The organism is Enterobacter sp. RHBSTW-01064 (assembly GCF_014103035.1).
GTDB classification, from domain to species: domain Bacteria; phylum Pseudomonadota; class Gammaproteobacteria; order Enterobacterales; family Enterobacteriaceae; genus Enterobacter; species Enterobacter mori.
The window spans coordinates 720,010-732,681 of sequence record NZ_JABXOU010000002.1; the positions used below are offsets into that span (position 1 = coordinate 720,010).

13 protein-coding genes are annotated in these 12,672 nt (G+C 56.3%); 1 reads left to right on the forward strand and 12 read right to left on the reverse strand.

Annotated features, from left to right (window positions below; genetic code table 11):
- Positions 1 to 40 precede the first annotated feature (40 nt).
- The 12 genes from trpS to HV355_RS09510 form a co-directional block, all read right to left on the reverse strand.
- Complete coding sequence (gene trpS, locus HV355_RS09455) at positions 41 to 1,045, reverse strand: tryptophan--tRNA ligase (RefSeq protein ID WP_010436358.1); 1,005 nt, start codon at positions 1,043 to 1,045, stop codon at positions 41 to 43.
- Positions 1,038 to 1,799, reverse strand: coding sequence for a phosphoglycolate phosphatase (gene gph / locus HV355_RS09460; RefSeq protein WP_100167359.1), 762 nt, complete (start codon positions 1,797 to 1,799; stop codon positions 1,038 to 1,040). Before gph ends, trpS begins: the two co-directional genes overlap by 8 nt.
- Complete coding sequence (rpe, locus tag HV355_RS09465; protein ID WP_010436362.1) at positions 1,792 to 2,469, reverse strand: ribulose-phosphate 3-epimerase; 678 nt, start codon at positions 2,467 to 2,469, stop codon at positions 1,792 to 1,794. Before rpe ends, gph begins: the two co-directional genes overlap by 8 nt.
- 41 nt (positions 2,470 to 2,510) lie before the next feature.
- Entirely contained in the window at positions 2,511 to 3,323 is an 813-nt protein-coding gene (gene dam, locus HV355_RS09470) for an adenine-specific DNA-methyltransferase (RefSeq protein ID WP_042715393.1), read from the reverse strand.
- A gap of 67 nt (positions 3,324 to 3,390) precedes the next feature.
- A complete protein-coding gene (gene damX, locus HV355_RS09475; RefSeq protein ID WP_182401689.1) occupies positions 3,391 to 4,689 on the reverse strand; it encodes a cell division protein DamX in 1,299 nt (432 codons plus the stop codon).
- Positions 4,690 to 4,781: 92 nt separating this feature from the next.
- Positions 4,782 to 5,870, reverse strand: a complete 1,089-nt coding sequence (aroB, locus tag HV355_RS09480; RefSeq protein WP_042715390.1) for a 3-dehydroquinate synthase — start codon at positions 5,868 to 5,870, stop codon at positions 4,782 to 4,784.
- 57 nt (positions 5,871 to 5,927) lie between these two features.
- The gene (gene aroK, locus HV355_RS09485) at positions 5,928 to 6,449 is read right to left on the reverse strand and encodes a shikimate kinase AroK (protein WP_010436374.1); all 522 of its coding nucleotides are present in this window, start codon (positions 6,447 to 6,449) and stop codon (positions 5,928 to 5,930) included.
- Between the two features lie 286 nt (positions 6,450 to 6,735).
- A complete protein-coding gene (gene hofQ / locus HV355_RS09490; protein WP_126816061.1) occupies positions 6,736 to 7,953 on the reverse strand; it encodes a DNA uptake porin HofQ in 1,218 nt (405 codons plus the stop codon).
- On the reverse strand, positions 7,865 to 8,269 hold the full coding sequence (locus HV355_RS09495; protein ID WP_182401691.1) for a HofP DNA utilization family protein: 405 nt from the start codon (positions 8,267 to 8,269) through the stop codon (positions 7,865 to 7,867). Before HV355_RS09495 ends, hofQ begins: the two co-directional genes overlap by 89 nt.
- On the reverse strand, positions 8,259 to 8,720 hold the full coding sequence (locus HV355_RS24265; RefSeq protein WP_346010235.1) for a DNA utilization protein HofO: 462 nt from the start codon (positions 8,718 to 8,720) through the stop codon (positions 8,259 to 8,261). Before HV355_RS24265 ends, HV355_RS09495 begins: the two co-directional genes overlap by 11 nt.
- 3 nt (positions 8,721 to 8,723) lie before the next feature.
- Positions 8,724 to 9,218 carry a PilN domain-containing protein gene (locus HV355_RS09505; RefSeq protein WP_120159451.1) on the reverse strand — a complete coding sequence of 165 codons (495 nt, stop codon included), beginning with the start codon at positions 9,216 to 9,218 and terminating at the stop codon, positions 8,724 to 8,726.
- The gene (locus HV355_RS09510) at positions 9,215 to 9,991 is read right to left on the reverse strand and encodes a DNA utilization protein HofM (RefSeq protein ID WP_120159450.1); all 777 of its coding nucleotides are present in this window, start codon (positions 9,989 to 9,991) and stop codon (positions 9,215 to 9,217) included. Before HV355_RS09510 ends, HV355_RS09505 begins: the two co-directional genes overlap by 4 nt.
- Before the next feature lie 120 nt (positions 9,992 to 10,111).
- On the opposite strand from HV355_RS09510, the gene mrcA reads away from it, so the two are divergent.
- Complete coding sequence (mrcA, locus tag HV355_RS09515; protein WP_120159449.1) at positions 10,112 to 12,664, forward strand: peptidoglycan glycosyltransferase/peptidoglycan DD-transpeptidase MrcA; 2,553 nt, start codon at positions 10,112 to 10,114, stop codon at positions 12,662 to 12,664.
- The last annotated feature ends 8 nt before the right edge of the window (positions 12,665 to 12,672 follow it).

Here is a 12,672-nt window from a genome sequence, read left to right on the forward strand (position 1 = left end):
CGTAGGCCGGGTAAGCGTCAGCGCCACCCGGCAAGCAGACTCAAGGTTTCGCGACAAACCCAATCGCTTCGTACACCGCTTTCAGGGTTTCGGACGCGCGCGCGCTGGCTTTTTCCGCGCCGTCTTTCATGACCTTCTGCAGGAAGGCTTCGTCGTTGCGATAGCGGTTATAGCGCTCCTGAAGCTCGGTCAGCATGCCGGAAACGGCGTCTGCCACTTCACCTTTCAGGTGGCCGTACATTTTGCCTTCGAAGTGCTGCTCCAGCTCAGGAATGCTCTGGCCGGTGACACCGGAGAGAATATCCAGCAGGTTGGAGACGCCCGCTTTGTTCTGCACGTCGTAGCGGACAACAGGCGGCTCGTCGGAATCGGTGACCGCACGCTTGAGCTTTTTAACCACCGATTTCGGGTCTTCCAGCAGGCCGATAACGTTGTTGCGGTTATCGTCAGACTTGGACATCTTCTTGGTCGGCTCCAGCAGCGACATCACGCGCGCACCGGATTTTGGAATGAACGGCTCTGGCACTTTAAACACATCGCCGTAAATCGCGTTGAAGCGCTGGGCGATATCACGGCTCAGCTCAAGGTGCTGCTTCTGGTCTTCACCCACCGGCACCTGGTTGGTTTGATACAGCAGGATGTCAGCCGCCATTAGCACCGGATAGTCAAACAGACCGGCGTTGATGTTTTCAGAGTAGCGCGCGGATTTATCCTTGAACTGGGTCATGCGGCTCAGCTCGCCGAAATAGGTGTAGCAGTTCAGCGCCCAGCCCAGCTGTGCGTGCTCTGGCACGTGAGACTGAACGAAGATGGTGCTCTTCTCTGGATCGATACCGCAGGCCAGATATAAAGCCAGGGTATCCAGCGTGGCTTTGCGCAGCTTCTCAGGATCCTGACGCGCGGTAATTGCATGGAGATCCACGATGCAGTAAATGCAATGGTAGTCATCCTGCATGCTGACCCACTGACGTAACGCACCCATGTAGTTACCAATGGTCAATTCACCTGACGGCTGTGCGCCACTAAAAACGATGGGCTTAGTCATTATTCAATTCCTGATGTTCACTGTGCGAAAGCCCGAGTGCGGGCAACAAATCTTTGAAGTGGTCGAACACGACATCCGGCTCACTCAGCGTGATGGCCTCACCGTAGTTGTAGCCATAGGTTAATCCCACGGAAGGACAGCCTGCCGCTCTGGCAGCCAGAATATCATTACGGGAATCACCGACAAAGAGCAGCTCCGCAGGCGTTAAGGATAATTTTCCTGCCACCAGCAGAAGCGGTTCCGGGTGCGGCTTTTTGTTCTGCACGTCGTCGCCGCCCACAATCACGGAGAAATACTTCGCGATATCCAGCGCTTCCAGAAGCGGTGCGACAAACGGCGTCGGCTTGTTCGTCACCAGACCCAGCGGGATGCCTTTGGCGTGAAGTGCGCTCAGCGTTTGTTCAACATCCGGGAACAGGAAGCTGCCCTCTTCAACGGTCTCTTCGTAGAAACGATCGAACAGTTTACGCAGAATACGCAGCTGCTCATCTTTAGGAATGTCGGCGTGATCGACGCTCGGTTTACCCTGCGCAGCACGCTGCGATGCGCGTTCCTGACGAGCCCAGGTCAGGGCGCGATCCATCAGCACATCTGCGCCATTGCCAATCCACGTCACCACGCGCTCTTCGCCCGCAACGGGTAATTCGAGCGCATACAGCGCCTGATCGACGGCGCTCGTTAAGCCAGGCGCGCTGTCGACCAGCGTGCCGTCGAGGTCAAATGCGATACCCCGGGTTGCCTGCAATTTATCCATGACTTACCTTCGCCAGTTCACGGCGCATTTCATCAATGACTTTTTTGTAATCCGGTTGGTCGAAAATCGCTGAGCCTGCAACGAACATATCCGCGCCCGCAGCCGCAATTTCACCAATGTTATTCACTTTCACGCCGCCATCCACTTCCAGACGAATATCGTAACCTGACTCGTCAATACGACGGCGCACTTCACGCAGTTTATCGAGCGTCTGAGGAATGAACGACTGGCCGCCAAAGCCCGGGTTAACGGACATCAGCAGGATCACGTCCAGCTTATCCATCACGTAGTCGAGATAGCTCAGCGGCGTAGCCGGGTTAAAGACCAGGCCCGCTTTACAGCCGTTCTCTTTGATCAGCTGCAGCGTGCGGTCAACGTGTTCTGAGGCTTCCGGGTGAAAAGTGATGATACTGGCGCCCGCCGCGGCGAAATCAGGCACGATGCGATCAACCGGTTTTACCATCAGGTGCACGTCAATCGGTGCGGTAATGCCGTAGCTACGCAGCGCCTTGAGCACCATAGGACCGATGGTCAGATTGGGAACGTAGTGGTTATCCATAACGTCAAAATGGACGACATCCGCGCCAGCCGCCAGTGCGTTGGCGGTGTCTTCACCCAGGCGGGCAAAATCGGCCGACAGAATTGAGGGAGCAATCAAAAACTGTTTCATCCGCATCTCCTTGAAATGTATTTACCGGCGGGCAAAACGGCTCAGGGGCGATAAAGAGCCAGGAGTTCGTCCACCTTTTTACGTGTGCCGCCGTTGCTGCTAATGCTACGCCGCACCTTGACCTGAAAATGCTTCGCGGCTTTGTACCATTCGCGCGTATCAGGGGTATCGTGATTCGAAATTAACACCGGAATTCTTTTGCTGACCAGCTTTTCCGCCATCTCCGCCAGACGCGCCTGCTCGGCAGGGCTGAAGCTGTTGGTGTGATAAGCGGTAAAATTTGCCGTCGCAGAGAGCGGGGCGTAAGGCGGGTCGCAGTAGACGACCGAGTTTACGCCAGCCAACTCCATGCACTCCTCATAGGAGAGACAATGGAATTCTGCATTCTGCGCTTTTTCAGCAAAGTGGTACAACTCATCCTGCGGGAAGTAAGGACGCTTGTAGCGACCAAACGGCACGTTAAATTCGCCGCGCAGATTATACCGGCACAGGCCGTTGTAGCCATGGCGGTTGAGGTAGAGGAACAACAGTGCGCGACGGAACGGATCCTGGCTCTGATTAAACTCAGTGCGGAACTGATAGTAAACGTCAGGATGGTTGTTCTCAGGGGTAAACAGCTTCCGCGCCTCTTCCACATACTCATCGGTACGCAGCTTAACAATGTTATAGAGGCTGATAAGGTCGCTGTTGATATCCGCCAGGATATAACGAGAAAAATCGGTATTCAGGAATACCGATCCAGCGCCCACGAAGGGCTCGATAAGACACTCGCCTTTCGGCAGGTGCTTTTTAATATCGTCGAGCAGGGGGTATTTCCCCCCTGCCCATTTCAGAAAAGCGCGATTTTTTTTCATGCTGACTAACTGATTACACCTTCTCCGGCTGTGGAGAAAGCTCCGACAGCATCCTGCGCTTTAAACATTACTTCAGATCGGCCTGCACCTGATGAATCGGCTTCGCCCACGGGTTCTTCGCCTGGACATCAGCGGGCAGTGTTGCAACGGCGCGTTTCGCTTCATCTTTAGAAGCATACACACCGCTCACCAGCACATACCACGGCTGCCCGTTGCGGGTCGTCTGATAAACAACGTAGTTTTTCAGATTTGATTTCTTCGCCCAACCGTTGAGGTTGTCATAGTTAGACGAACTGCTCAGCTGCAGGGTGTAATTGCTGGATGGCGCAGATTTCAGAGAACCCACGTTGCCTGCCGTTTTACCTGCTGCTGCGCTGGAAGTGGTTGCCGTTGCAGTTGGTGCTGCCGTCGCTGCAGGTGCCGTTGTGGTTGCTGTCGCTTTTGGCGCTGCTGTTGCCGTTGGCGCTTTCACCGGCTCGCTCACTGCAGGTTTGGTCTGCGCTGGCGCTTTCACTTCAGGCGCTTTAGCTACAGTCTGCGGCTTGCTTTCACGCTTCGGCTCAATCACGGCCTGTTTGCGTTCCTGACGCGGTGCAGTCTGCGTCTGGCGCGGTTTGGTTTCCGTTGTCGGCGCGGTTGCAGTTGCTTGCGGTTGTGCATTGCTACCGCGAATCGGCGCGACGGTTGCAGGTTCAGTTGGCAGCGTAGAGTTGACCACCACGTTGTTCATCTGATCCTGGTTCTGAGGCTGCGTCAGTGCGTTGTTCAGATCGCCCTGAACCTCTACACGCTGCTGGCCCTCTGGCGTAGCAGGTGCCTGCCCTTCGGTCGGGGTAGAAGAGACTGGCGGCAAAGACACATCCTGCGGAGTCGTTGTATTACCCGCAGTCTGCTCTGCAGACGTGGTACCCGGTGCAGGCTGCGCACCGTTTGCCTGGTCGGTCGCATCGTTACCTGACAGGTTGATGCTCTTCTCGGTAGAAGCCATCTGATCGGCTGAATTCGTTGAGGGTGCTTTCAGCGCGGAACCAATGCCGACAATCAGCAGCAGCAGTACCAGAACGCCCAGCCCCATCATGATGTACTGGCGGGAAGCCGGTTTCGCCGCTACCGCTTTTTTACGTTTACGCGGGCGACGCTCTACAGGCTCTTCGTCCATTGAATCTTCTTCGGACTCATAATCCTCTTCTTCTCGCTCATCACGCGCGTTACGGCTGCGTGAAGGGCGACGATCGTCTGCATCCAGATCAACATCGTCAAAGTTGATCTGCGGCTCGTTATCACGTTCTGAAGATTGACGAGAACGACCAGTACGACGATCGCTGGGATCGGGTTTCAGCTCGTCTTCTGGTTTGAATTCATCCATTTAACACCCCACTCAAAGGCTTATGCCAACGACTTTACATTTCACCTGAAGCTAAACGACCACCGGTAACAGTGGCCTGACCTTTCTAGTTGTTACGCCTGCTGACAATCAGCGATAGCGCCAAGAACGACATCGTGCGGCACTCCGCCGCGCATTTCACTCTTCCCTATTGCAAGCGGGAGTACCAGACGCATCTCACCTGCCAATACTTTTTTATCGCGCATCATGTGGGGTAGATACGCCTGCGCAGACATCTCCTGCGGCCCTGTCACTGGTAACCCGGCACGTTCAAGCAGCGCAATAATGCGTGCTGTCTCTTCCGGTTTGAACTGACCCAGGCGCTCAGACGCACGCGCAGCCATGACCATACCGGCCGCGACCGCTTCGCCATGAAGCCAGTTACCGTAGCCCATTTCCGCTTCGATCGCGTGACCAAACGTATGCCCCAGATTCAGTAAAGCACGTAAGCCCGTTTCGCGCTCGTCTGCTGCAACGACTTCTGCTTTCAGCTCACAACAACGACGAATACAGTACGCCAACGCTGGCCCGTCAAGGCGCAGCAGGGCATCCATATTCTCTTCCAGCCAAGTGAAGAACTCACCGTCAAGAATAATGCCGTATTTGATCACTTCTGCAAGACCAGACGCCAGCTCACGCTCAGGTAAGGTTTTCAGACAGTCGAGATCCACCACCACCGATGCCGGCTGGTAGAATGCGCCAATCATGTTTTTACCGAGCGGATGGTTGACGGCGGTTTTGCCACCAACAGAAGAATCGACCTGTGACAGCAAGGTCGTTGGGATCTGAATAAAGCGCACGCCACGTTGATAGCTGGCGGCTGCAAAGCCTGTAAGATCGCCTACAACACCGCCGCCGAGGGCGAGCAGTGTCGTATCGCGACCGTGCGGTTTTTGCAGAAGTGCGGTAAAGACGGTATCAAGCACCGTCAGGCTTTTATACTGCTCGCCATCGGGCAGAATCACACTGTCGACCTTCACGCCCGCCTGCTCAAGCAGGTGGCGCACGCGGTCAAGATAAAGCGGAGCCAGTGTCTCATTGGTGACCAGCATCGCCTGATCACCCGCTTTCAGTGGTAAGAAGGAAGCTGGGTCGTTAAACAAACCAGCCGCGATGGTGATAGGGTAACTACGTTCCCCGAGAGTAACTGTAATCCTCTCCATGACGCGACATCCACCTTAAATGCTTTTACCCGCAGGCGAGTGTATATAAAGCCAGAATCAGTTGCTTTCCAGCATATGAATAATCTGGTTTGCAACCACTTTAGCGCTCTGATCGTCAGTACGAATGGTCACATCAGCAATCTCTTCGTACAGAGGATTGCGTTCGCCTGCCAGGGCTTCCAGAACTTCACGTGGTGGCGTTTCAACCTGCAGCAGCGGGCGCTTTTTATCGCGCTGCGTACGTGCCAGTTGTTTTTCGATAGTTGTCTCAAGATAGACCACTACACCACGGGCGGAGAGACGGTTGCGGGTTTCGCGAGATTTAACAGAGCCGCCGCCAGTTGCCAGCACAATGCCCTGTTTTTCCGTGAGTTCGTTGATCACTTTTTCTTCTCGGTCACGGAAACCTTCTTCGCCTTCTACATCGAAGACCCAGCCCACATCCGCTCCGGTTCGTTTCTCAATCTCTTGATCAGAATCGTAAAATTCCATATTGAGTTGTTGAGCTAACTGACGCCCAATAGTGCTTTTGCCGGCACCCATAGGCCCAACCAGAAAGATATTGCGTTTCTCTGCCATTTTTTCGGTACTACTAAGACTATTCGTTAATGGTAATCCCCGCTTCGCAGACACCCAGCGTAGCAGGACATGAACTGAAACCTCATATGCAATAGAGCGAGAGTCAGACTAAAAATTATCTCAATACTCCGGCTTGTTTGGCAACTGATTAAATCACCGCACCAGACGCATAAGGTAATAAGACGTAAGTCCAACTCAAATCGGTACTCCTTGTATGCTAATTCATGCCCCACGTCAAACATCTGCAACAAACTGAATGCAAAATCATTGCGGGGATCGTTACCCATTAATGAATACCGACCAGGCGTGGCGTAATAAACACCACCAGCTCGCGCCGCTCGTTATCTTTGCCGTCGTGACGGAACAGTTGCCCAATCCAGGGGATTTTCCCCAGCCCCGGCACGCTATCACTCCCGGTTTTATTCTTTTGCGAGAAAATGCCGCCCAGCGCCAGCGTTTCTCCGCTTTTTACCTCCACCTGCGTTTCTATCTCTTGCTTATCAATTGCCAGCGTTTCGCCATCGGCCTGCTGAAGCACCTGGCCCGGCATGTTTTCGCTGATGTGAAGCTTCAGACGCACGCGCCCTCCCGGCAGCACCACCGGCGTGACCTCCATCCCTAGCACGGCCTCTTTAAATTCCACGGAGGTCGCGCCGCTCTCGCCGCTGGAGACCTGATACGGAATTTCGCTGCCCTGCTTGATGCTGGCCGGTTGCATATGGGACGCCAGCAACCGTGGACTGGCGATAATATCCACCTGCTGTTTTTGCTCCAGAGCCGACAGTTCCAGATCCAGCAGCCTGCCGTTGATGCGCCCAATGTTAAACCCGACGTGCGTGGTCGCACTGGCGACCGACAGATCTGCCCCGAGCGTCGTGACCTGCCCCACTTTACCGGCCTCTGTAGCCTCTGCGAGATTCCATTTCACCCCCAGTTCACGCAGGCTTTTTTCGTTAATGGTGACGATATGGGCCGAAAGCTCCACTTGCTCAACGGGCAGGTCCATCTGCTCCGCCCAACGCTTTAGCACGTCCACGACGCTCTGATTATCCCGCACCCACAGTCGATTTGTGCGCTTATCGACGGATAAACTGCCCTTCGGGCTCAGGAGCCTTTCGGCGTTTTTTTGCACGTCTCCGGCATCCGCCCAGGTGAACGGAATGCTCTGTGAGACGAGCGGTGCCTCAAGCAACCGCCGTGCCTGCTGCTCGCGCTGCCAGGCGGCAGTATGGACATAAAAGATGCCGCCATCTTCCTGAAGGACCAGCCCGGCACTGGTCACCACCGTCTGCAGCGCCTGTCGCCAGGGCACGCGCGTTAAATTCAACGAAAGCGAGCCCGTCACATCCGGCGATACCACCAGATTACGGTTCTCCTGCGCCACCAGCGCCTGCAGCACCTGTACGACAGGGACATCATCCACCACGAGGGTGACGGGTTTTGGCGCGGCGGCCCACAGGGGCTGGCTGATCGCCAGCAGTAACAGCAGTATCCTTAACGTCACTTTTATTCGTTCCTTCTCGTTGCCATGTCCATTGCGTCGGTTCACACAGGTCCCCGACATCCACGGTCAGCTGTTGTTGATCCATCTTGCTCACCCGCCAGCCAGGCGGTAAACGTTCATCCCTTTTCACGCGGTGCCAGCGCTGTTGCCCGTCGCGCAAAATGCCGGTTTCCATGCTGCCACTCACCATTCCCTGATATCGCCACCGGGCGAGCTGCCCAACCGCGCAGCTATCCTCCGGGGGCTGGAAGGGATCGCGCATTCCAGTCAGAAACAGCAGCGAAAAGAGAATCAGGTAGCGCACCTTACTGCGCATGATCGCTCTCCAGCTGCAGGCTCAGGCGTAGCGTTGCGCCTTCAGGGACAAGGTTAAATGCGCTGATGCTCACCGCCTGCTGCGCCAGACGGGAAAACAGCGCTGGGACATCTGACCATAGCGCATCCAGCACCAGTTCCCCGCCGTTCTGCTGCGGTTTCCAGTGCACCAGCGCGGTTCTCTTGTCCTGAAAATCCAGCGGCGAGAAGGGCTGAACGGGCGGCATCTCGCGCCGGGCTGGCGCCACGGGTTGCCGTCCGGCCCCAGGCCACAACGCGGTATTCAATTGCCTGGCGCGAATGGATAACGCCTCAAGTTCTGCACACTTCAACCCAGCGGGCCGGACCAGAAGCCCCCATACGGCCATGGCAATAACCCCGGACACCACGCACCAGCAGATCACCCGCACAGAAGAGCGGATTTCTACCCAGCGTTGCAGACGTTGTTCCACGGCCTACCCCCGGCGCTTAAGCTGAAAAGTGAACACCCAGCGGCCCTGGCTATCCTGCTGCAGTTCACCAGCAGACCCGAAGCTAAACCCTGCCACCTGTTTCAGCGCATCCGTCATGGCCGCAAGCGCCGGGAGGGCGGAGGCATACCCGCTCACCGTAAGCACAGGCGGTTGATAACGTAACGCTGAAAGCCAGGCTTGCGCTGGCATCACGGCAGAGAGTGACTCCAGTGCCGGTTGCCATGCGACGGGACGAGATTCCACCTCAGTCGTTGCTGGGGGTGCAGAGGGGCGCTGACGTGTTTTCAGTATTTGCTGCACCGCGTTGATTCCCGCCAGTTCACTCTGTAGCCCACGCAGCTTCACGTCATGATTCATCCGCAGGCCAAGCCCGAGGGTCAGCGTCACCAGCAATGAAGCGATAAACAGCACGCCCCAGAAGCGCAGGCAGCGCATCCGGCGCTGCTGTCGCCACGGTAAAAAATTCGCCGTGCTCATTCAGGCACCTCACTCATGGCCAACGCCAGCGCGACGGTAAAAACAGCACCGCACTCGGGTAAAGGAGGCTGGCAACTGACCAGCAGTTTCCAGGGGTCACGTGTGGCATCGAACTGAACGATGTCATCAGAAGAGAGCGCAAGCAGAGCCGCCAGCTCGGTGACATCTTTCGCTTCTGTGGCGTAGCGCCGTCCCCACTGGTGGCGCATCGCCCACAGCCACTGGTGCCCATCCCGCCAGGCGACGCACTGAGCAGGGGCAACGGCAGGCAGAAGATTCCCTAACGCGCCTGCATCCGGCGTGATAGCCGCTAACCGCAAGCGCAGCGTTTTTGCCAACAACAAAAGGGCATCGACTTCGTTGTTTTGCGCCGCCGTAACATGAAATGTGTTGCTGAACGTGTCCTCCACATAGTCAAAGCACAGCCCGTCTGTGGACATCTCCAGCTCCCGGGACAGCGTGGAACCCACCCAGGAAACCTGCTCGCTGTCACGAAGGGCCATGGACGGGCGCGGCAGCGAGCGTTGTAACGTGCGCGCAGCGGGAAATGAGAGGAATACCCGGTGGTAATGGGGCAACGCCCGCCGCCAGTCGCGTAACGCGGCAACCAGATGTTCTGGCTTGAGAATTTTCCCGTCGCGGATAATCCCGTCTGCCAGGGAAACAGCCCACCAGCGCCGTAAACGCCACCCTGACTTCTCTTTGGTCAGCGCTACGATGAGCACCCTATCTTGTTGAATATGAATGCCCGTTTGCCAGGTTTTGAAAGCCATACTTCACGATCTCCTTATCGCCCGTCAGAGTGACGGCTATATCAATGAATCAGGCTTGCCTTTATACTACCGCGCGATTGTTTAGAAACTGCCCAAGTGAAACCAGATGGGAAATCTCCGGTGAAGTTCGTAAAGTATTTATTGATCCTTGCAGTCTGTTGCATTCTGCTGGGAGCAGGCTCGATTTATGGTTTGTACAAATATATTGAGCCGCAGCTACCTGATGTCGCCACGCTTCGTGATGTGCGACTCCAGATCCCAATGCAGGTCTATAGCGCCGATGGCGAGCTCATGGCGCAATATGGCGAAAAACGCCGTATCCCGCTGACCTTAAAGCAAATTCCTCCCGTGATGGTGAACGCTTTTATCGCCACCGAGGACAGCCGTTTTTACGAGCACCACGGCGTCGATCCGGTGGGGATTTTCCGCGCCGCCAGCATAGCGTTGTTCTCCGGTCATGCCTCTCAGGGGGCCAGTACCATTACGCAGCAGCTGGCGCGTAACTTCTTCCTCAGCCCTGAAAAGACGCTAACGCGTAAGATCAAAGAGGTGTTCCTCGCGATCCGCATCGAGCAGTTGCTGAGCAAAGACGAGATCCTTGAGCTTTACCTCAACAAAATCTATCTCGGTTACCGCGCCTATGGCGTTGGCGCTGCTGCGCAGGTGTACTTTGGTAAGCCGGTAGAACAACTCACGCTGAGCGAAATGGCGACCATCGCCGGTCTGCCGAAAGCGCCATCCACGTTCAACCCGCTCTACTCCATGGACCGTGCGACTGCGCGTCGTAACGTGGTGCTGTCGCGTATGCTGAGCGAAGGCTACATCAGCCAGACCGAGTACGACCAGGCACGCAGCGATGTTATCGACGCCAACTACCATGCGCCGGAAATCGCCTTCTCCTCGCCGTATCTCACCGAGATGGTTCGTCAGGAGATGGTGAGCCGTTATGGCGAGAAGGCCTATGAAGACGGCTATCGCGTATACACCACGGTGACCCGCAAAGTTCAGCAGGCGGCACAGCAGGCCGTGCGTAACAACGTGATGGATTACGACATGCGCCACGGCTACCGCGGCCCGTCGAACGTGTTGTGGAAAGTGGGCGAAAGCGCGTGGGACAGCAAGAAAATCACCGACTCGCTGAAAACACTACCAACCTATGGCCCGCTGCTGCCAGCCGTTGTCACACAGGCCGATCCGCAGGAGGCCGTCGCTCTGCTGGCTGACGGCACGTCCGTCTCGCTGCGAATGGACGGGATCCGCTGGGCCCGTCCGTACCGCTCTGACACGCTGCAAGGCCCGACGCCGCGCAAAGTGACGGACGCGGTGCAGACGGGTCAGCAAATCTGGGTTCGCCAGGTGGGCGATGCGTGGTGGCTGGCACAGGTGCCAGACGTGAACTCCGCGCTCGTCTCCATTAATCCGCAAAACGGTGCGGTGATGGCGCTGGTCGGCGGGTTTGATTTCAACCAGAGCAAATTTAACCGTGCCACTCAGGCGCTGCGTCAGGTTGGCTCTAACATCAAGCCGTTCCTCTACACCGCCGCGATGGATAAAGGGCTGACGCTCGCCAGTATTCTCAACGACGTACCGATTTCCCGCTGGGATGCCGGTGCGGGTTCTGACTGGCAGCCGAAGAACTCTCCACCGCAATATGCGGGCCCAATCCGTCTTCGTCAGGGTCTGGGGCAGTCGAAAAACGTGGTGATGGTTCGCGCCATGCGCGCCATGGGCGTTGACTATGCGGCAGAGTATCTGCAGCGCTTCGGCTTCCCGGCGCAGAATATCGTCCATACCGAATCGCTGGCGCTGGGCTCCGCGTCCTTTACGCCGCTTCAGGTCGCGCGCGGTTATGCGGTAATGACGAACGGCGGGTTCCTGATCGATCCGTACTTCATCAGTAAAATTGAGAACGACCAGGGCGGCGTGCTGTTCGAGGCGAAACCAAAAATCGCCTGTGCAGAGTGCGATATTCCGGTCATTTACGGCGATACGCAGAAGTCTAACGTACTTGAAAACAAAGACATGGAAGATGTCGCCATTTCTCAGGAACAGCAGAACTCAGCGGTACCACAGCCTCAGCTGGAGCAGGCTAACCAGGCGCTGGTTGCCCAGACCGGTGCGCAGGAGTATGCCCCGCACGTGATCAACACGCCGCTGTCGTTCCTGATTAAGAGCGCGCTGAATACCAATATCTTTGGTGAACCGGGCTGGCAAGGCACCGGCTGGCGTGCCGGACGTGATCTGCAACGCCGCGACATCGGTGGGAAAACGGGGACCACCAACAGCTCGAAAGATGCGTGGTTCTCCGGTTACGGGCCGGGTGTGGTCACTTCTGTCTGGATCGGCTTTGACGATCACCGCCGCGATTTGGGTCGTACCACCGCCTCCGGCGCGATTAAAGATCAGATCTCCGGTTACGAAGGCGGCGCGAAGAGTGCGCAACCGGCGTGGGATGCATACATGAAATCCGTTCTGGAAGGCGTGCCGGAGCAGCCGCTAACGCCTCCGCCGGGCATTGTGACGGTCAACATTGACCGCAACACCGGGCAGCTCGCCAATGGCGGAAATAGCCGTGAAGAGTATTTCATCGAAGGCACGCAGCCAACCAGGCAGGCGGTGCATGAGGTGGGAACAGAAATTATCGATAACGGCGAAACGCACGAGTTGTTTTAAGCATAAAA